Below are 19,932 nucleotides of genomic sequence, written 5' to 3' on the forward strand. Positions count from 1 at the left end.
AATTCTAGAATCCAAGACAGTTTGCGACTGTGTTTGTCGAAACTGATACCGACGACTTATCTTGTAACCTACTATCCCATCCACTAGGTCAAATCCAGCATGAGCGGCAAAGGAACGCAAATTTATGGCAGCCAATATTGCTCTTGTCGATGATGACCGCAATATTTTGACGTCCGTATCGATCGCGATGCAGGCGGAAGGGTTTATCACGCGCGTCTATTCAGACAGCGAAGCGGCGCTTCATGCGATTCTGGAGAATCCACCGGACCTCGCGATATTCGACATAAAAATGCCGAAGATGGACGGACTGGAGCTGCTCAGAAGAGTGCGGGAAAAATCCAACCTGCCGGTCATATTTCTGACATCGAAAGACGAAGAGCTGGACGAGGCTCTTGGCCTCGCGATGGGCGCAGACGACTATATCAAAAAGCCCTTCTCGCAACGGCTGCTGATCGCCCGGGTCAAGTCCATTTTGCGACGGACGGAATTTATCAAGTCGATCGAGGAAGGTCAGGATGACGAATCGGCAGAACCGATCATCCGCGGCAGTCTCGAAATGGATCCTGCGCGCCATCTGGTGCGGTGGAAGGGCGCAAATGTGACCCTGACCGTCACCGAGTTCATGATTCTCGAAACATTGGCGCATCGGCCCGGTGTAGTAAAAAGCCGCAACCAGTTGATGGACGCCGCCTATCAGGATGATGTCTATGTCGACGACCGGACGATCGACAGCCATATCAAACGACTGCGACGAAAATTTCGTGAAGTTGACCCAGAATTTGATGCAATAGATACGCTATATGGAGCCGGATATCGCTACACAGAATGATATCGGACAAGATAGTGAAAGCGGCCTGTCGCTCCGTTGGTCGGCCCGCCTTTCGCTTACAACCCGAATATTGGTCGTCAATGTTTTGGCGATTGCGCTGCTGGCTGGCGGTCTGTTCTATCTCAACAATTATCGCGACAGGCTGACCGAAGAGCGTTTGACCCAGGCTCGACTGCAGCTGACGATCGTCGGCGATGCCTTGTCCTCGGGCGATGTCCGGAACCGGAATGCCCTTGTCCAGCAATTTGCCAGTCATTTGGGCGCCCGGCTGCGGCTCTACGCCCCTGATGGCGAGAAAGTCATCGACAGCTTCGATCTCGCGAAACCGACCTATCAATTCGTCGATCCGGATGCAGAACCAATGCGCAAAGACGCGGCCCGGATGCTGGACAAGACCATTGAAAGCGTTGTTTTCACAACCCAGATCCCAAATTTCAGCGAGCCTGCCAATGATGTCGCTAGCGCATGGACGGAACTCGAGAGCGTCAAGCGCAAATCAACCGCGGTCAGCTCTGTCAGCTACGCGCCCGACCGTACGCCGGTGATCGTGGCCGGAAAGCAGCTCCCTGACGGCACTGGTTCGATTCTGCTCACCGCCAATGCGCGAGACATCACGCGAATTGTCAGAGCCGAACGGTCGAGCGTGTTGCTCGTGATATTGGTCGCCGCTGCCATCTCTATCCTGCTTTCGCTTTTTCTGGCGCGTACCATCGTCAGGCCGATCAGAAAGCTGGCCGCAGCAGCCGTTCGCGTTCGCATGGGACGGTCGGACGAAATCGCAATTCCCCGGATGCCCGGGCGACGCGATGAAATCGGGCAATTGAGCCGCGCTCTGTCCGACATGAGCGCGGCCTTGCGTCACCGGATCGACGCAACAGAAGCCTTCGCAGCAGACGTCAGCCATGAAATCAAGAACCCCCTCGCCTCGCTTCGATCTGCGCTTGAGGGACTGGAACGGGTCGATGATCCCGATCTACAGAAGCGACTTCTTGATGTCGCCAATGACGATGTCCGACGCATCGACCGGTTGATCAATGATATCTCCGACGCTTCCCGGGTCGATGCCGAACTCGCCAGAGCCAAGTTCGAACCGATTGATATCGGCAAGATGCTGGAGCAATTGCTCGCCGCTCGCGAACAACGGACCTCCAATCTCGGCGTTCATATTGCTTTCGCACGGCCCGCAAAGGATGTCGCCAAAGTAATGGGAGACGGAGGCCGTCTAGAGCGTGTGTTCGGCAATCTGCTGGACAATGCCGTCTCTTTTTCGCCCGATGGTGGGCTGGTGGAGATTCTGGCGACGCCCGATGGGGACGAAATTGTCATCCATGTCGCCGATCAGGGTCCAGGCGTTTCGCCCGATCAGAGGGAACAGGTTTTCCAGCGCTTCCATTCCGACCGCCCCGACGGCGAGGCTTTCGGCAAGCATAGCGGGCTCGGGCTCGCGATTGCAAAGACGATCGTCGAAGGCCATCAAGGCAAAATCCATATCTTGGACCGGGCGGGCGGAGAATCGGGAGCCTGTTTTGAAATTCGACTTCCAAAGGCCCCGGGATGACAAATGTTCCCAATCAAGACGATCAACTGACGACCCATGCCAATGCGGTTGCGATTTCTGGTGCAGGTGTCATGATTTGCGGAAGTTCCGGTTCGGGAAAGTCGGATCTGGCGCTGCGTCTGATTGATCGCGGCGCTGCGCTGATCGCCGATGATTATGTCGACATCAAGCGTACGAATAGGGATTTGTTGCTAAGTCCGCCAGCCAATCTCGCCGGTAAACTGGAGATCCGTTCCCTGGGCATATTTGAGCGCGATCACCTGTCCGGCATTCCCTTGAAAATGGTGGTCAATCTGCAAGACAATCCCGAACGCTTCCCCCTCGACCGGCAAATTATGAATTTACTGGGAATAAATATTCCATTCTGTACATTGAACGCGATGGAAAGCAGCGCGGCAATTAAAGTAGAATGGGCCTTGCAACAGATATTGCAGGATAGCGTTAGCCAATGACCGAAAGCTCCACCAAACGGGTATTGCTGATCACCGGCCTGTCCGGTGCGGGAAAATCGACTGCATTGAAAACAATGGAAGACATCGGCTGGGAAACGGTAGACAATTTCCCCTTTCATCTGGTCGAGAACCTGTTGAATACACCACCATCAAGTTCGCGGAATGACAATAATCTGCCATTGGCGCTCGGTTTTGATAGCCGGACTAGAGGGTTTGAACCGAACAAGCTGATCGACAGCATCAAACGTCTGCAAGAAAAACCGGGCTATCTGATCTCGACGCTGTTTCTGGATTGTGCCGGCGGGGAACTGGAGCGGCGCTACGGGGAGACCCGGCGTCGACACCCGCTAGCCCTGGATCGACCTGCCAAAGAAGGCATCGCGCTTGAACGCACATTGCTTGCGCCATTTCGTCGCTGGGCAGATCATATAATCGACACCAGCGATTTGACCGCCAACGATCTTCAGCGCGAAATCCGGCAGCATTTCTCGCTCGACAAAGACGCCGCTACAACGATCACCATCACCAGCTTCGGATTTTCCAGAGGTCTCCCGAACAATATCGATCTTCTGTTCGATGTCCGTTTTCTGGCCAACCCGTTCTGGGATCAGGAACTCAAGCAAAAGACCGGCCTTGATCCGGAAGTGGCGGAATATGTCAGCAAGGACCCTTCCTATCCGGAGGCAATCGAGAAGATACTCGACATGCTCAAATTTCTGCTCCCACGGTACCAGGAAGCCGGCAAGGCCTACGTCAACATAGGGATTGGCTGTACCGGTGGCCGTCACAGATCGGTACATGTCGCCGAGCGACTGAGCAAAGACTTGCGTGCCGCAGGCTTTTCGCCCAATGTCCTGCATCGCAATCTGGCATCGCCGCCATTGGAAGCGCTGGAATCCATGCAGAAATCGAACGGGAACAGGGGAATTTAATCAGGATGATTGGATTGGTTCTCGTCACACACGGGCAGCTGGCAACGGAATTTGTCATCGCGATGGAACATGTCGTCGGTGCACAGAAAGCCATTGCCGCGATCGGCATTGGTGCGCGTGATGATATGGAAATACGCCGCAGGGAAATTGCCGATTGCGTTGCCAAAGTAGATTCCGGCAAGGGTGTCATCATATTGACTGACTTGTTTGGCGGAACGCCATCCAATCTTGCCATTTCGCTGTTGGAAAAAGGCAAGGTCGAAGTCATTGCCGGCGTTAATCTGCCGATGCTCATTCGTCTCGACGGCGCACGCAAATCCATGGATATTGCTTCCGCCATCGCTGCCGCCAAGGAAGCCGGACAGAAATATATCAGCGTTGCTTCGGAAATATTGGGAAGCGATGCATGAGCGAGTTTCGCAAAATCGTTGAAATCACGAACAGGCGTGGCTTGCACGCAAGAGCCAGCGCAAAATTTGTCACCTATGTCAGCAAATTGCCGGACAGTCTGGACGTAAGGGTGGCCAAGGACGGTACCGAAGTAACGGGCATGTCGATCATGGGCCTGATGATGCTCGGCGCTGCCAAAGGCGACAGTATCGAAATCATCGTGGCCGGCGACCAGGCAGAGAGCGCGCTCGAAAAGCTGACCGGCCTTGTCGTCGACGGATTTGGTGAAGACTGAGCTTATGCGCCACCAGATTACCGGCTTTTCCAACCCGACGATAAAGCGGCTTAAAAGCTTGCGCGAGAAAAAGCACCGCAAGCGCGAGGGTCTGTTTCTCGCCGAAGGGCTGAGAATATTAACCGAGGCGCTGGATAGCGGAAAAACCCCCAGGATGCTGGTGGTTGTCGAGGATACCGAACTCCACCCGCTCGCCCAGAAAATCGAGGCGGCAACCGTGGCTGCCGGCGGCGATGTGATCGAAACCAGCGAAGCGATCATTGCCAAACTCTCCGGAAAGTCCAATCCGCAATCAATCATCGGCATCTATCAGGATCATCCGGTCGCGCTCGAAGAGCTCGACCGGTCAACCGCGAATATCTGGCTGGTGGCGCAGGCGCTACGCGACCCGGGCAATCTCGGCACGATATTACGTACCGGTGATGCGGTTGGCGCTGGCGGACTGATCCTAATCGACGATTGCGTCGATCCGTTTTCGGTCGAAGCGGTGCGCGCCAGCATGGGCGCAATCTTCACCCAGCAAATCGTCCAGACAAGATGGCCGGAATTCCAGACCTGGTTGCGGAGCGGTCCGGGCGAGCTGGTCGGGACGAGTCTCAACACCGATAATGACTATCAATCAGTGCGTTACAATAGCCCGACCTTCTTGCTGATCGGCAACGAGGCGCAGGGATTACCTGAAGATTATGAAGCGGCTTGCGACACGCTCGTCAAAATACCGATGATGGGCAAGGCGGACAGCCTAAACGCCGCGGTCGCGGCCTCGGTCATGGCCTATGAAGTGCTCAACCAGAGCCGTAAGAGATAATTAGAGTTTTTACATCCCCTATGATAGCTTGAGGGCGGAGGGGAAAATTATGAAAAACGCTATATTGCTGTCATCATTGGCCGCACTGACACTTTCTGCCTGTGGAGAACCCGCAGCAGAACCAGTCGAGGAAGCCAAGCTAGGCGACTATAGCGCCATCGGCACCGAGCCGGGCTGGACCGTCGAGATCAAAGGCGAAGAGATCGCCTTTACCACCCAGGAAAGCAATGATTTCAAGCTTCCGGTTTACCGCATGAAGAAGACCGGTACCGGCTGGGAGGTCAAAGGATTTTCCGACAGTCACAATATCAACATCTATATCACCAGCGACGAAAAATGCAGCGATGGCATGAGCGATCGCAGCTATGCCGATACGGTGAAGGTAGAAGCCAGCGATAGCGGCACTTTAAATGGTTGCGGCGGCACGATTACCGAAGGACCGGACGGCGCACCCTAAGCGCTATTCAGCCGCTTCCTTGCCGATTTCACGATCATCCTCGATCAGCTTTTCGGTTGTCGCCTCGCTATAGCGGGGTAGCGCTTCTATTTCGGGCACCGGCTCGAGATCTTTCTTGCCGGTTTCGATCTGCAGCTCGGCAAACTTGCGTCCGGTCGCCATGATATTGCGCTCGAAGCTGCCGACAAATTTATTATAATTGCCGACGGCGCTGCCGAGGCCTGAACCCATGCGTTTGAGATGTTCGCCGGCGACCGCGAGCCGGTCATACATTTCCTTGCCCAGTTGACCGATCTGCTTGGCTTCGGCGGCCATTTTTTCCTGACGCCAGACACCGGCCACGGTCCGCGCAATCGCCACGAGATTGGTTGGCGTCGCGAGCAGCACTTTCTTCTCGAAAGCATGGTCCCAAAGGGTTGGCTCATGCTCCAGCGCGGCGGCTAGAAAATGTTCTCCCGGCACGAACATGATGACATAATCCGGCGCGTCTTCAAACTGGTCCCAATAAGCTTTTTTCGACAAGCCATCGATATGCGCCTTCATGCTGTTGCAGTGGCGAGCCATGGCGAAACTGCGCGCGGCCTCGTCATCTGCTTCGAACGCATCCTGATAGTCGTTGAGCGAAACTTTGGCATCGATCACCAGCTTGCGTCCGCCGGGCACATTGATCACCGCATCGGGGCGCAGACGGCCTTCATCGGTGTCGATGCTCTGTTCGGTGACAAAGTCGGTATGTTCAGAAAGTCCGCAGGTTTCGAGGACATTTTTGAGCTGCTGCTCGCCCCAACGACCGCGCGATTTGGGGGCGTTGCGGAGCGAATTGACGAGGCGCGCCGCTTCTTGCTGCACCCTGTCCTGCCCCTGCCTGACCTGTTCGATCGTGGCACTAATCCCGGCATAGGATTCGGTGCGCTCTTTCTCGATCTTGGTGATCGAAGCTTCGTAGGTCGCCAGACGCTCATGCACCGGCTGCAACAGCTTGGCGATTTTCTCGCCACCTTTTTCATTGGCCTGATCAAAGCGCTGGTCGGCCCGCTCGAGAAACTGTCGCTGGGCCGTCTCCAGCATTTTGGCACCTATCTCGGAAAATTGCGCCGACAAAGCCTCTTTTGCTTCCATCAACTGCTGCATCTGCTTGTCATGGTTGCGCGCGTCGGCCTGCAGCGCTGCCAGTTCGGTTTTTGCTGCATCGCGCTCGTCGCGCACGCCGTCGAGAGTAATCCGCAGCGCATCTGTCGCCTGCCCTGCCTCTTTCGCCGCTTGCACCGCATCTCTGGTAGCCTGCGCTGCATCCTTGGCCGGCTTACCACCGATAAACCAACCCAACGCCAAACCGCCCAGCAGAGCAAAGACGATAGCGATAATGACGATAATGGGGTCCAAAATAACTCACTTTCCGATAAGAACGAAAAGAGAACCTAGGAGCGTTTTCCGGAATAGGCAATACTCGTCATGCCGAGCATGTCCCGAGACAACCTATGCGGCGATCCCGTGTTCCTTGCGCAGTTTCGCAAGTTTCTTGAGCACCATCTGGCGCTTCAATCGCGACAGATGGTCGATGAACAATATGCCTTCGAGATGATCCATCTCGTGCTGCAGGCAGGTTGCAAGCAGACCTTCGATCTTCTCTTCATATTGCTTGCCGTTCTCGTCCTGCCAGCGAGCGGTGATGCTCGCGGGCCGTTCGACATCGGCATATTGGTCGGGAACCGAGAGGCATCCCTCGCTGTAAACGTTGAAATCTTCTGACGGATCGAGAATTTCTGGATTGATGAAGACACGCGGATCGCGGATGACTTCATGCTCATGATGACAATGTTCGCCATGTTCGTGATCATGGTCATGCTCATTCTCGACCGGTTCCTGGAGATCAATCACCAGAATCCGCTTGGGCGCACCAACCTGAATCGCGGCCAGACCAATACCCGGAGCGTCATACATTGTTTCGAACATGTCCGCGATCAGCGTCTTGAGCGCGTCGTCAAACTCGGTGACCGGTTCTGAAACAGTTTTCAGCCGCGGATCGGGAACTTCAAGGATCGGTAAAATAGCCATAAGCCAAATTTAGGGATTCTGAGGAGATTCGTCAACCGTCGGCAACGTCAGGCACAGACAAAAGAAAAGGGCCCGCCAAGATATTGGCGGGCCCCCATTATTCTTATGATCGAATTTCTAGAACCCGACTTTGGCACCAAGGCGGAAAACGCGCCCCAGAGTATTGCCGATGAACGGGTTGTAACCCAGCGGCAACCGAGCCGATGACGCTTCGGTGTTGGTGAAATTCTCGATCGAAAATTGCAATTGTGCATCGAAGGCATCGATCGGAAGTTCATAAGCAGCGTGGATGTCATGCTGTGTGTAGCCACTGATATCGCGACCAAAGTTCGTAGGTCCGAAACTCGTGGTGGCACAAGGCGCTGGCAAAGCCGGGCAACGCTCGTCAGTAACGCCAGCAATATAAGTCACGCCATAACGCAGGTTCAGGCCAGCAACGTTGTAGTTGACATAACCATTGGCCCGCCATGGCGAGATGGTACCTGGACTATTGTCCAGATTAGCCAGTCCCACAGCTTCGAAACCGGGCCGCAACACATTCCCGTTCAAGTTGAAGTCACCAATATCATATTTCAGGATATGACTTGCGTTGACGCCGATAGAGAAAACGCCTGGTCCGACATCACCCCGATAACTGGCTGAGAAGTCCAAACCGGATGTTTTGGTCTTCGGACCATTGACCCACTGGGTTAGGATACGCGAGATATTCGTACCGTTCGTGGTTCCCTGAACACAGGTGCCGCCGTCAAAGGTGATAAGCGGAATGAACGGATTGGAACAATCAACCAAGCCACCCGGAACTATGACACCCTGAGCGTTGGTTACCGCATTATTCGCGATAGCCTGCCCATCGGTTGTGGTGATTTCGCCTTTGAAATCGAAGCTCCAGTAATCAACCGAGAAGGTGAAGCCACTGAAATCGACGACTGCACCGAGGTTGTAGCTGAAAGCTTTTTCAGGGCCGAGATCGGTCGGGTTACCCGCGATATCAACTGCCTTGAAGTTGCCGTTCGCGGCGCTGATCCCTGCGAGAGTTGTCACAGCATTGTTGGACACTTGGGCAGCAAGAGGTCCACGGAAAGTCGTACCTACAGATCCGCGCAATACCAGCCAGTCGATGGGTTCCCACCGAACCGCGCCTTTGGGATTGAAGGTCGAACCAATCGATCCGCCATAATCTTCAAAACGCGCCGCAGCGGTAACTTCCAGCGTGTCGCTGATCGGAACGGCTACTTCGGCAAACACCGCCTTGACGTCCTGAGCCAAGCGTTCTGGTCGAGAACCGCCAAGGAAAATGAAGGATCCTGCTCCGTCGAGAGCACCGCCGAGGCAGCTTTGATCGCCCAGGTTCACGCAAGGATTGATATCCAGATTCGATTCCACACGTAGCGGACGAGAAAGGAAATTAAGCTTGCGATATTGTGCGCCTGCAGCCCAGCCAACATTGCCACCGCCAAGGTCAAGGCCCATTTCACCGGAGAAGATCATATCTACAACAAATGTATCTTCTGTCTCTTCAACCCCGTTCTGGACCTGCAAAAACTTGACCAAATCGACCGAGTTTTCATTGCCAGGAACATAAAAGGGATTGGTTAGACCCAAGGACGGATGGCCGGGTCCGGCGTTGATAAACGGATTGAACCACTCACATCCGCCGATGCCAGGGGTACCGGTGGCCGGATCACAATCCGCACCGCCCAGACCATTGAGCGCGTTTTGCAAACGAGTACCAACAACGCCCGGCGAACTGCGACGGCGTTCATAAGTAGCCCAGGTCATCGACAATTGACCGCGCAATGTTTCGGAGAAATCTTTCTCGACAGTGCCGGACAAGCGGAATGCCTGGTTATTGGCTGTCTGGCGTCCTGCGCCCCTGCCTGGATCGGTAGGGTTGCCCAGATTACCAAATGGCCGCCAAAGGAACACGCCTATGGGACCTGCTATAGGAGCGACAAGGCCAATCTGATTGGCATATACTTGTGCACCCGGGTTATCTGGCGAGACCGTGAAACCACCGCCCAATTGGGCGCCGCCGGGACCTTGCAAGGGAGGGTAGCCGGGCGAAGTGCCGATGCCATCCAGATCCGTTTGTGCGTAAGTTAATTCCCCGCGGAACCTGAACGTGTCGGAAAGGTCGATGTCAGCCTGGATATAGCCCTGATAGCGATCCTCTTCTTCAATCAGATTATCAAAGGGAATGAAGCTGAAGCGACAAATCCCGTCAGGAGTGCCGCCTGTTTCAGCGCAGCCCACATCAGGTCGCAGACCCACTCCCGGTACAATGAATGCCCCTGGAGTTGCCAATGCGGACCATGCAGCAGGATTTACAGAATATGGCTGAAATCCGTAAGTCCGGTCGGTCGTTGCCAATTCGGAGCGATGCTGCCAACCGACACCGGCCATGATGTTCAAATCACCGAAAGTCTGACCAACCAGGATCGAAGCGGTATGATTGCCATCCGATCCTTTGATGAAGTCAAAGTCGCCTTGCAGCTCAACGCCTTCAAATCCCTTTTTGGTAATGAAGTTGGCCACACCGGCAATCGCATCTGAACCGTATGTTGCCGCGGCACCATCTTTCAATATTTCAATCCGTTCCAGTGCGAACAGGGGTATCGAATTGGTATCGCCGAAGCCACCACCTACCGCGCCTGGTGCGGTCAGAGTCCGCCGGCCGTTGAACAAGACCAACGTTCTTGTTGGACCGAGGTTGCGTAAATTGATCGAACCAAAGCCCTGATTGCCCTGGGCTGCAGTGGAAAACTGGTTGGAATCGCCCAGGACACTTCCGACTTCCGGAAGATCCTTGATGAATTCAAGCGGTGATGACACACCATTTTGCGCAAGATCCGCACTGGTATAAACGTCCACCGGGACAGCAGCATCTTCGGGAGTTCCGCGAATATATGAACCCGTAACGACGATGACTTTACTGGCATCGACCTCTTCGTCTGCGTCTTGAGCATGGGCCAATCCCGGGGTTATTCCCAAGGCCAATGTCAATGCGCCCAAGGCGCACCTGTTGCGTAAATTAGTCTTCCTCATCATGCTCTCTCCTGGTTGTCAGTCTCTTTGCCTTCTTGGGGAGGACTGACTTTTTATTATTTGTACAATGTGGCCGTAACACAGCCCCTACGTCAAGGGCGATTAATTAGGCACTTAATCACTGCAAGGAATCCCAGAAATTGGTTACTTTCCAACATGTTCATCGGGCAAAATTTATCATTTGATTGTTTTATTGTTACCAACAAGACACAATTTTTATACTAAATTTCGCGTTCGAACCACACTCGGAGCATATTGAGTCGGTTCCGCATCAGTCCTGATTTATCGGCCTACGAGAGCGCAACGCCTGCGCCAAAGTGCCTTCGTCGAGATAATCCAGCTCTCCACCTACGGGGATGCCGTGAGACAACTGACTGAGCCGCAACGGATAATTTTCCAATCGCTCGGCAATATAATGAGCTGTCGTCTGCCCCTCCAATGTAGCATTCATCGCCAGCACGACTTCGTCTATTCCGCCCAACTCGACCCGCTTGATCAGCTTGTCGATGGCGATATCTTCGGGCCGGACGCCGTCCAGCGCCGACAATCGCCCGCCCAGAACATGGAACTTGCCGGGAAACAGTCGCGATTTATCGAGCGCCCAAAGGTCGGAAACCTCTTCCACCACGCAAAGCGCTTTCTCATCACGCCGCGGGTCATTGCAGATTTGGCAGGGGTCCTGCGTATCGACATTGCCGCAAATACTGCAGGTTACGAGCCGTTCTTCGACCGTCGTCATCGCTGCCAATATCGGCTTCATCGCCGTTTCCGGACGTTTCAGCAGATATAATACCGCCCGCCGCGCCGAACGCGGACCGAGCCCGGGAAGTTTGGCCAGGGCCTGAACCAGATTTTCGATCTCTTGCGATGCCATGATTTGACCTTTAGGGACATAATCCGTCACCTGCCAAGAACTTAGCTACAGTTTGGCCACACACAAGCGAGATTTTATGCGCCTAGCCTTTATGGGAACCCCGGATTTTGCCGTTCCTGCGCTGCAAGCGCTGCACGATGCAGGACATGAAATTGTTGCGGTCTATTCGCAACCACCGCGACGTGCTGGACGCGGAAAGCAACTAACACCCTCACCTGTCCAGCAATTGGCCGAAAGCCTTGGGCTGATGGTAAGAACTCCTTTCTCCCTTAAAAATGATGAGGAACAAGCCGCCTTTGCCGCACTGGATCTCGATGCCGCGGTTGTCGCCGCTTATGGCCTGATCCTGCCGCAGGCGATTTTGGATGCGCCCAAGACGGGGTGTCTGAACATCCACGGCTCGCTGCTCCCCCGCTGGCGCGGGGCGGCTCCGGTCCAGCGAGCGATCCTCGCCGGAGATGCGGAAACCGGAATCACCATCATGCAGATGGAGGCGGGATTGGACACAGGACCGATGTTGCTAAAATCCGAGACGCCAATCGACGGTAAAACCGCTGGCGAACTGACTGAGGAATTAGCCGATACGGGTGCCGCACTCATGGTTCAATATCTCGCCTTGCCAACGGAATATCCGCCGGAAAAGCAAGATGACACGCTTGCCACATATGCAAAGAAGATCGAGAAACAGGACGCACGGCTTGATTTCAGCCAGCCTGCCGAACAGGTAGAGCGCCAGATACGCGCCTACAATCCTGTACCTGGAGCCTTCTTGGAATATCAGGGCAACAGGTATCGGATTTTGAAGGCAAGCGTCGGAAAAGGTTCTGGATCGGCTGGCACAATATTGGACGATCAACTTCTTATAGGCTGCGGAGTCGGAACGCTCCAACCGGAAGTGATTCAAAAAGCTGGAAAGCCAGCCATGGATCTCAAGTCATTTCTCAACGGCACAAAAATCCCCGCAGGAACAGTCCTGCAATGACCCGCTTTGCTCTCACTTTGGAATATGATGGTCGTCCGTTCATGGGCTGGCAGCATCAGGATCACGGACCGAGCGTCCAACAAGCGGTCGAAGAGTCGATCAAGAAAATCACCGGCCAGACCGTCCGGGTGTTCGCCGCAGGCAGAACCGATGCCGGCGTCCATGCACTGGCGATGCGCGCCCATTTCGATCTTGAAACCAAGCTGACGCCATTCCGCTTGCGCGAAGGTATCAATGCGGGATTGCGTCCCAACCCGGTCGCGGTGCTGGCCTGTGACATTGTCGACGAGGAATGGCACGCGCGCTTCGCCTGCGAGGGGCGACGCTATCTCTACAAGATCACCAATCGTCGCGCGCCGTTAACCTTTGACCGTGGGCTAAGCTGGCAGGTCGCTCCGGTTCTCGACGCGGAAGCTATGCATAATGCGGCGCAGGTGCTGATTGGACAGCATGATTTCACCACTTTCCGGTCGGCCCATTGTCAGGCGCAAAGCCCGGTCAAGACGCTCGACCACATATCGGTCAGCCGCTTCGGCGACGAGATCGAAGTCGAGGTCTCCGCCCGCTCGTTCCTCCATCATCAGGTGCGTTCGATCGTCGGCTGTCTGAAACTGGTCGGTACCGGCACATGGTCCAAAGGCGACTTGAAAAACGCTCTGGTGGCAAAGGATCGCAATGCGCTCGGCTTCAACGCACCGCCCGACGGTCTCTATTTTGTCGAGGCTCTTTATCCGCCGGTGTCAGAGGCCGAATAAACGCTGCAGGCTCTTGTCGAGCATCAGCAACTGCCACAATAGGCGGCTGTTGTCAGAACGGCCGGCGATATGATCGTCCGCGACCTTGCGGAGGGACTTACTGTCAAACCATCCGGTGCGCGCCAAGGCTCCGCCGCTCGTGATATCCCGCGCCTGATCGGCCAGCGGTCCGCGAAACCATTGTGCGATCGGCGTGACAAAGCCCATTTTTGGCCGGTAGAGAATATCATTGGGCAGATATTTCTCCATCGACTTTTTCAGGAGATATTTGCCCTGCCCCTTGTGCACCCGCAAATTGGTCGGCAGCTTCGCGGCGAATTCCATCAGCTTGTAATCAAGCAATGGCTCCCGCGCTTCTAGTCCCACCGCCATACTGGTCCGGTCTACCTTGGTCAGGATATCGCCGGGCAGCCACATTTTCATATCGGCATATTGCGCTTGGTCGAGGCCATTTTGCGCCGGAGCATTTGCCATCAGGTCGATCATCCGCTGCTCGGCGTGATAATCGCCCAGGTCGCGCTGCATCGCATCGGAATAGATTGACCGGCGGCCCGACGGCGTCGTCACGCCAACCGCTTCGGCATAGCCTTCCGGTCCGGTTCTCGCGAGAGACAGCAAAGTGGATTTGGCACGAAATGGACGCGGGGCCCAGTCGGCCTTGGGATAAACAGAGCCCAGCCAACCCAATACCGGTCCCCGGAAGGATTGCGGCAACAGCCCCCTGACCCGTTCTTCGGCATGGTGGAAGACATGGCGGCGATAGCCGGCCATCGCTTCGTCCGCGCCGTCACCGGAAAGCGCCACGGTAACGGTCTCCCGAGCCAGTTCGCTCACCCGATAGGTCGGCAGAGCAGATGCATCGGCGAAGGGTTCGTCAAAATGGTCCGCCAGCGTATCGATAAGGCCAAAATCATCCGCTGCGACAATACGCTCGCGATGGTCGGTCTGGAACCGCTCCGCAATCTGCCGGGCATAGCCGGTCTCGTCAAGCGACTGCTGGTCAAATCCGATCGAGCAGGTCTTGACCGCCCGGCGACTATTCTCTGCCATCAGGGCAACCACAGCGCTGCTGTCGACCCCGCCGGACAGAAACGCACCGAGCGGCACGTCGGATATCATCCGCGAACCCACGGCCTGCTTCAACAGCTCGACCAGTTCCTCTTCGAGGACCCTAGCCGACCCCTTGCTCCGCTGACTGAAATCCATATCCCAATATTGAACCGACGCGGGTTCCGGCTTGCCTTGCTCGAGCAGCAGATAATGCCCGGCGGCTAATTTCTTCACGCCCTTCAGCAGCGATGTCTGGTCCGGAACATAACCAAAGGCCAGATAGTCATCTACCGCTGTAATATTGGGGTCACGGCGCAACAATGGATTGGCCAGCAGGGCTTTGAGTTCCGAACCGAACAATATGCTGCCGTCAGATACCCGCGCGTAAAACAGCGGTTTCACACCCAGCCGGTCACGAGCGAGAAACAATTGCCGGCTGCGCTGGTCATAGATCGCGAAGGCGAACATGCCGTTCAGCCGTTTGAGGCATTCCACTCCCCATTGCCGCCACGCAAAAAGGATGACTTCGCTGTCACTGCTGGTCTGGAACTGATGACCCAGGCGTTCGAGTTCCGCGCGCACTTCAAGGAAATTATAGATCTCGCCGTTGAAGCTCAGCACCTGCGCCTCATCGGGCGTCAGCATTGGTTGCGCGCCGCCTTCCAGATCGATGATCGAAAGACGCCGATGACCTAGCCCGACACCGGGCGCTGTCCAGATGCCCGAACCATCCGGGCCGCGGTGGCCGAGACTGTCGGTCATCTTGCGCAGACGATCGGGATCGACCGGCTTGGCCGTCTCTAGATGAAAAATTCCTGCAATTCCGCACATATTGTGCGCCCTAGCGCAACCCCGCCATCTCGTCAGCCAATTTGTCTACCGGACCCAAGTCAGTCAGAAACGCATCGATCGCGACGCGCGGCGACGCTTCGCGGTTTGTTTCGGACGAAACGAGTATCGCTACCGCCTGCTGCGGCCCGCCGAGGATCTTGCTCTTCAGCGTTTCCAGCTTCACCACCGAGCCACTGCCGGTAAGCTTGCCACCTATCCGGTAGAAGGAGACGACATCGCGGACCACCGGTCCGGGTGCGATCAGTTCGACCGCAGCAGCACCCTCCGGCGCATCAAGATCGCGATTCCATGACCAGCGTGTATTCGGGACCAGAGCGCCCTGCCCATAGCCGACAATCTCTCGCCCTTCTTCCTGACGATCGTAGACAGCGATAGAAAGGTCGACTTCCATACCCGTCGACGCGTTGCGATAGCGGCCGAATAGTTGATGGCTCGACCGATCAAACACCGGTTGCCAGGCGTAGAGCGGCTGATAATCCACTCGCTCCCAGCCGGCCACAACCGGCAGAGCGATTTTATCCGGAACCGGTGATTCCTGCGCAGCAAGCGCCGACGTCCAAAGCACCGGCAACAATATGATAGCCGCCATCGCCGCCATGACCTTGACCGGTTTCTGTTCGGTTGCCCGCCGCTTTTGCTTCCTGCTCAAAGCATCTCCATCGATCATCGGATCGTCAATCTTGCGATCGAAAAATGGCCAGCCGATCGCCATCACCAGGATCAGCACAAAGGCAAAAAAGAACCAGCCGTAGAAAACATGATCAAATCCGGCGGCGAAATCGAGCGTTGTGTGATGCGCGATATACATCGTACCGAAGGCACGGATACCATTGGCGAGAACCGGAACGATCACCGCAGCGATCATGAACAATATACGCCGCTTCCAGCTGTAAAAGCAGATGTTGGAAACCAGCGCACCATAAGCGAGCATCGCGATCAGGAACTTGATCCCGGAACAGGCTTCTGCGACCTCGAAATAACCGGTGGGCGTGGAAATGAACACACCATCGATGAAGGCCGGAATGTCGGCCCAGCCGAGAAATACCATCGACAATTTGGCGGTTACCATCTGCAGAAAGGGAACAAATTCCTCGCCGAATGGGACCAGGAAAAAGCTGAAGCCCAAGGGGAATATCAATCCGCGTGCAACCGTAGGGCCTAGCAATGTCACCACCGCGCCCTGCAGCATCATCAGCAGTCCGAGATGACGGGCCAGCGCAACCCCGGCGGCTTCGCCCAGCAACCATCCTAGCGACGCAAGGCCGGTCAGCAACAGACCCGGCAACCAGATCTCCGGTGTAAGATTCGCCAGCTCTTCCTGTCGCTGCTGGACCAGATAATAGAGGATCGGCACTATCAGCAGACAGTGATTATAAGTCGAAATATTCCACCAGTTCCGGACCATGTCGGCACCGTCGCGCCAGAAGATCGCGACTATCGCCAAACAGGCAATCGCCAGCAATTTCAGATGTGTCGACCAGCGCGAAGCGGCTATCGGCGGCTTTGCTTCGGTAACCATCTGATCCAGGGTCGCACTCGTCATGCCGCGGCCTCTGCAACAACAACGTCAGAAAATCCGCACAAGCCAGGCAATGCAGCAAGCTGCGTTGCCCAAGAATATTGCGAGTGGATCAATATCTTCGCTTGCTCGCCCAAACGTCTCGCCCGCTCCGGGTCCGCCAGCAAATCGCAAACCAGTGTTGCTTCGTCCTCTACCGATTGGGCAATCAGGAAATGTTCGCCGTTAACCGCCTCAATGCCTTCGGCAGCACATTCCGAAGCCACCACAGGCTTGGCCATCGCCATTGCCTCGAGCACTTTGTTCTGGATGCCCCGGGCAATCCGCAGGGGCGCTACAACCACATCGGCAGCCATGATCCAGCTGCGGATATCATCGACCCCTCCGATCACGGCCGTCCCGTTCTGTCCATCGAGTTGCTTCACTTTGTCCGACGGCGCCCGTCCGGCAATCGCAAAGCGTGCGTCGGGGAAACGCGCAAGAATATCGGGCATGACCTCGTTGCTGAAGCTCTGCACCGCCTGGACATTGGGCTGATAGTCCATCTGACCGGTGAACAGGATCATCGGACCTTCATGTTCGAGGCCCTCAGGCACAACATCCGACGCGCCGTAAAATTCCAGATCGATTCCATTGCCGACCGCTTTTACTCGATCGTCAGACAATCCCGAGCGCTGACCGAATAGCTGTGCCTCGGCTTCGCTGACGAAAAGACTGTGATCGGCACGTTCGGCTATGTCTTTCTCGAAACCTTTCAACAAGCGCCCTTCACGGCGATTGATCCAGGCCATTGGCCCGGATCCGTCCTCCGCGTAACTTTCAAATTTTGCGCTATCGACATCGGCGAAATCCATCACCACCCGGCCGTCAAATTCCGGCGGGATAAACTGCGCCATCTGACCGGAAAACACGAAGATACATTCAATCGGACGGGTGGCAATTATCTGCGCAACATGGTTGCTGATTTCGGCGCTCTCGAAAGATGCAAGTGAAACAGGTTTTCCGGATACCAGCGCTTCAATGCCCGCCCGCCATTTCGGTTTATTGCGCACGACGGTTTTGCAAGAGGCCAATTCCGCTTTGCGATCCCAGCCGGTTTGTTTTTCATTCTCGTCATCGGCAAAGCAAGCAACGTGCACGGGCGCGCAGTCCATCAGCTTTTGCAAGAAATGGTGGGAACGGATCTTGTCGCCACGATTGGGCGGCCATGGCACGCGATGGGCCAGAAACAGGATTTCACCCATCAGCCGAGGCCCTTGGCAATCATCGGGCCGATCAGATTTGCAACCGGCAAGGGCAGACGCTGCCACAGTGCAATTTTCGCCTTATATTTGGGGCTCATGGGATTGACGTCTCGGGCCTCTTCACCATCGGCAGTGCGCGTCGCATAAGACAGCGGCTGCGGTTCAAAGCCCCAGTTTTTCTTAAACGAAAATGCACCGGTTCCATATTTGGAACGGCCAAAATCAAACTTTTGACATCCGCGTTCGCGGGCATGATTCATCAAGCTATAATACATGACATCATTAGCCCTGAACCGGCGCGCATCCCACGTCCCGCCACCCCAATAAGGCATGACGGTCCGTTGGTGATAAAGGCTCAGGACGCTGGCCACCGGCTTACCATCGTGGAGCACGGTCAATATGTCCGCATCATCGCCAAATTCGTCGAGAACATCATCGAATAATGCTTTCGGAAAAACCGGTGTTCCAAGATTGCGGACACTTTCGGCATAGACGGCATAATGGGCCGCTCGGTCCTGATCCTCGACGCCAACACGCACGGTCAGATCGTTAGCAATTCCCTTGCGGATTTCTGCCCGCTGCTTGCGCGGGATTGCCAGCAACTGGCTCTCGTCGTCTTCCGCCAGAGTGTTTACAAAGCCGGCATAGATACCTTCCTTGTTTTTCCATTGCGCATCAGGAACCGGTCCGCCGCGCAATTCCACGCTCGGAAAGCTGTGCCGTTCGGCAAAGCTCCATGCTTCGCCGGCCAGCAACTGGATGGCCTGATCATTGTCTGAAAGAATGCCGCCACCGACAGCGAAACCGGAGGACACCAAGGCGCGGCCAAATAATGCGGAGTGGATCAGGTTGAGCGGTAATATGCCCAGCAATTCGCCGGTGCCGTCTTCAGCGAGAAGATAGCGCCATTGATGGCCGCAGGCCCTGCTCACCGCCAGCACCCAGGCAGGACGATGGAACGCTGTACCTTCGGAGGAAGCGGCGACAAATGCCTCGATACGGGCTAGTTCATTCGCCTCAGGCCGTTCGAGAACGCGAACCGACAAAGGTGGGGGCTTGAATGCCATGTTCATTGCATCAGCCCCGCTTCCAGAGCGGCCAGTTCGTCGACCCTGCCCCATTTGAAATTCTGTCCGGCGCGCAACAGTTTGGCCCTCATGCTTTTCAAATTGGTATAATGGCGAATTTTTGATTTTATCGGCGCGTTGATAACCCGTGGTTGGTCGGGGTCAATTTCCCAGGGGTGAAAATAGAATATCGCCCCTCGCCCGTCATCGCGATGCATCTTGCGAATGGACCTTTCGTATAAGCCATAAGGCAACAGTCGGAAAAAACCGCCACCACCTGCGGCAAATGCACGGCTGCCCAGCTTCACTGTGGTTACTGGCAGTTCGATGAACGCGGATTGCTCCACCGGCTTCCAGGCAAATCGCGGCGATCTGGACCAGCCATAATGGTCATGGTTGATCGGCGCGACGCTCGATGAATAGGCATAGCCTTGCTCGGCCAGTATCTCATGCGCCCAGGGTGTCCGCTGGTCGATCGAGAAGCTTGGCGCTCTGTATCCGACTATCTTTTGTCCCGAGCTGTCTTCGAGGATTTTTCGGGTGCGATCCAGATCGTCCCGGAACTGATCAGGCGTCAGCGTAAACACACGAGCATGATCATAACCGTGGCTGGCAATTTCATGACCCGCAGCAGCAATCTTCTGCATCAAAGCCGGATAACGTTCTGCCACCCAGCCGAGAATGAAGAATGTCGCCTTGATCCCCGCTTCGTCGAACAGCGCTAGCACCGCTTCGCTGTTGCGCTCTACCCGATGCTCAAGCTGATCC

At 55.5% G+C, this 19,932-nt stretch carries 19 protein-coding genes; 10 read left to right on the plus strand and 9 right to left on the minus strand.

Features of this window, described 5'->3' with window-relative positions; genetic code table 11:
* The first annotated feature begins 124 nt into the window (after positions 1-124).
* The 8 genes from V7680_RS06885 to V7680_RS06920 are packed head-to-tail and all read left to right on the plus strand — an operon-like array spanning position 125 to position 5,721.
* Complete coding sequence (locus tag V7680_RS06885; protein ID WP_335652546.1) at positions 125-829, plus strand: response regulator transcription factor; 705 nt, start codon at positions 125-127, stop codon at positions 827-829.
* A complete protein-coding gene (locus tag V7680_RS06890) occupies positions 801-2,387 on the plus strand; it encodes an ATP-binding protein (RefSeq protein ID WP_335652547.1) in 1,587 nt (528 codons plus the stop codon). The genes V7680_RS06885 and V7680_RS06890 overlap by 29 nt, the downstream gene beginning before the upstream one ends.
* Positions 2,384-2,839, plus strand: coding sequence for an HPr kinase/phosphorylase (locus V7680_RS06895; protein ID WP_335652548.1), 456 nt, complete (start codon positions 2,384-2,386; stop codon positions 2,837-2,839). The genes V7680_RS06890 and V7680_RS06895 overlap by 4 nt, the downstream gene beginning before the upstream one ends.
* Entirely contained in the window at positions 2,836-3,771 is a 936-nt protein-coding gene (rapZ, locus tag V7680_RS06900; protein WP_335652549.1) for an RNase adapter RapZ, read from the plus strand. Before V7680_RS06895 ends, rapZ begins: the two co-directional genes overlap by 4 nt.
* Positions 3,772-3,776: 5 nt before the next feature.
* A complete protein-coding gene (locus tag V7680_RS06905) occupies positions 3,777-4,181 on the plus strand; it encodes a PTS sugar transporter subunit IIA (RefSeq protein WP_335652550.1) in 405 nt (134 codons plus the stop codon).
* Positions 4,178-4,456: an HPr family phosphocarrier protein gene (locus V7680_RS06910; RefSeq protein ID WP_335652551.1), complete on the plus strand. Its 279-nt coding sequence runs from the start codon at positions 4,178-4,180 to the stop codon at positions 4,454-4,456. The genes V7680_RS06905 and V7680_RS06910 overlap by 4 nt, the downstream gene beginning before the upstream one ends.
* Positions 4,457-4,460: 4 nt before the next feature.
* Positions 4,461-5,264 (plus strand): TrmH family RNA methyltransferase, encoded by an 804-nt coding sequence (locus V7680_RS06915; protein WP_335652563.1) that lies wholly within the window; start codon positions 4,461-4,463, stop codon positions 5,262-5,264.
* Positions 5,265-5,313: 49 nt separating this feature from the next.
* Positions 5,314-5,721, plus strand: coding sequence for a COG3650 family protein (locus V7680_RS06920; RefSeq protein WP_335652552.1), 408 nt, complete (start codon positions 5,314-5,316; stop codon positions 5,719-5,721).
* A 3-nt stretch (positions 5,722-5,724) separates the two neighbouring features.
* Here V7680_RS06920 and V7680_RS06925 read toward each other — a convergent pair whose 3' ends face one another.
* From V7680_RS06925 to recR, 4 genes are all read right to left on the minus strand, one after another.
* On the minus strand, positions 5,725-7,104 hold the full coding sequence (locus tag V7680_RS06925) for a DNA recombination protein RmuC (protein WP_335652553.1): 1,380 nt from the start codon (positions 7,102-7,104) through the stop codon (positions 5,725-5,727).
* 93 nt (positions 7,105-7,197) lie between these two features.
* Positions 7,198-7,776: a peptide deformylase gene (gene def, locus V7680_RS06930; RefSeq protein WP_335652554.1), complete on the minus strand. Its 579-nt coding sequence runs from the start codon at positions 7,774-7,776 to the stop codon at positions 7,198-7,200.
* Positions 7,777-7,893: 117 nt separating this feature from the next.
* Positions 7,894-10,824 (minus strand): TonB-dependent receptor domain-containing protein, encoded by a 2,931-nt coding sequence (locus V7680_RS06935; protein ID WP_335652555.1) that lies wholly within the window; start codon positions 10,822-10,824, stop codon positions 7,894-7,896.
* Positions 10,825-11,092: 268 nt separating this feature from the next.
* Positions 11,093-11,695: a recombination mediator RecR gene (recR, locus tag V7680_RS06940; RefSeq protein WP_335652556.1), complete on the minus strand. Its 603-nt coding sequence runs from the start codon at positions 11,693-11,695 to the stop codon at positions 11,093-11,095.
* A gap of 76 nt (positions 11,696-11,771) precedes the next feature.
* On the opposite strand from recR, the gene fmt reads away from it, so the two are divergent.
* Positions 11,772-12,677, plus strand: coding sequence for a methionyl-tRNA formyltransferase (fmt, locus tag V7680_RS06945; RefSeq protein ID WP_335652557.1), 906 nt, complete (start codon positions 11,772-11,774; stop codon positions 12,675-12,677).
* A complete protein-coding gene (gene truA / locus V7680_RS06950) occupies positions 12,674-13,432 on the plus strand; it encodes a tRNA pseudouridine(38-40) synthase TruA (RefSeq protein ID WP_335652558.1) in 759 nt (252 codons plus the stop codon). The genes fmt and truA overlap by 4 nt, the downstream gene beginning before the upstream one ends.
* On the opposite strand, the gene V7680_RS06955 is transcribed toward truA, so the two are convergent.
* The 5 genes from V7680_RS06955 to V7680_RS06975 all read right to left on the minus strand — a co-directional run.
* On the minus strand, positions 13,418-15,313 hold the full coding sequence (locus V7680_RS06955; protein ID WP_335652559.1) for an XrtA/PEP-CTERM system amidotransferase: 1,896 nt from the start codon (positions 15,311-15,313) through the stop codon (positions 13,418-13,420). The genes truA and V7680_RS06955 overlap by 15 nt on opposite strands.
* Positions 15,314-15,323: 10 nt before the next feature.
* On the minus strand, positions 15,324-16,877 hold the full coding sequence (xrtA, locus tag V7680_RS06960) for an exosortase A (RefSeq protein WP_335652560.1): 1,554 nt from the start codon (positions 16,875-16,877) through the stop codon (positions 15,324-15,326).
* Positions 16,874-18,100: a TIGR03087 family PEP-CTERM/XrtA system glycosyltransferase gene (locus V7680_RS06965; protein WP_442954988.1), complete on the minus strand. Its 1,227-nt coding sequence runs from the start codon at positions 18,098-18,100 to the stop codon at positions 16,874-16,876. Before V7680_RS06965 ends, xrtA begins: the two co-directional genes overlap by 4 nt.
* Positions 18,097-19,170, minus strand: coding sequence for a FemAB family XrtA/PEP-CTERM system-associated protein (locus V7680_RS06970; RefSeq protein WP_442954987.1), 1,074 nt, complete (start codon positions 19,168-19,170; stop codon positions 18,097-18,099). Before V7680_RS06970 ends, V7680_RS06965 begins: the two co-directional genes overlap by 4 nt.
* Positions 19,167-19,932 (minus strand): XrtA system polysaccharide deacetylase (locus tag V7680_RS06975; protein WP_335652562.1); only part of this gene is annotated, 766 nt, incomplete at its 5' end. The genes V7680_RS06975 and V7680_RS06970, both read right to left, overlap by 4 nt.

The sequence above is a fragment of the Parasphingorhabdus sp. genome (assembly GCF_036963705.1).
Taxonomy (GTDB): domain Bacteria; phylum Pseudomonadota; class Alphaproteobacteria; order Sphingomonadales; family Sphingomonadaceae; genus Parasphingorhabdus.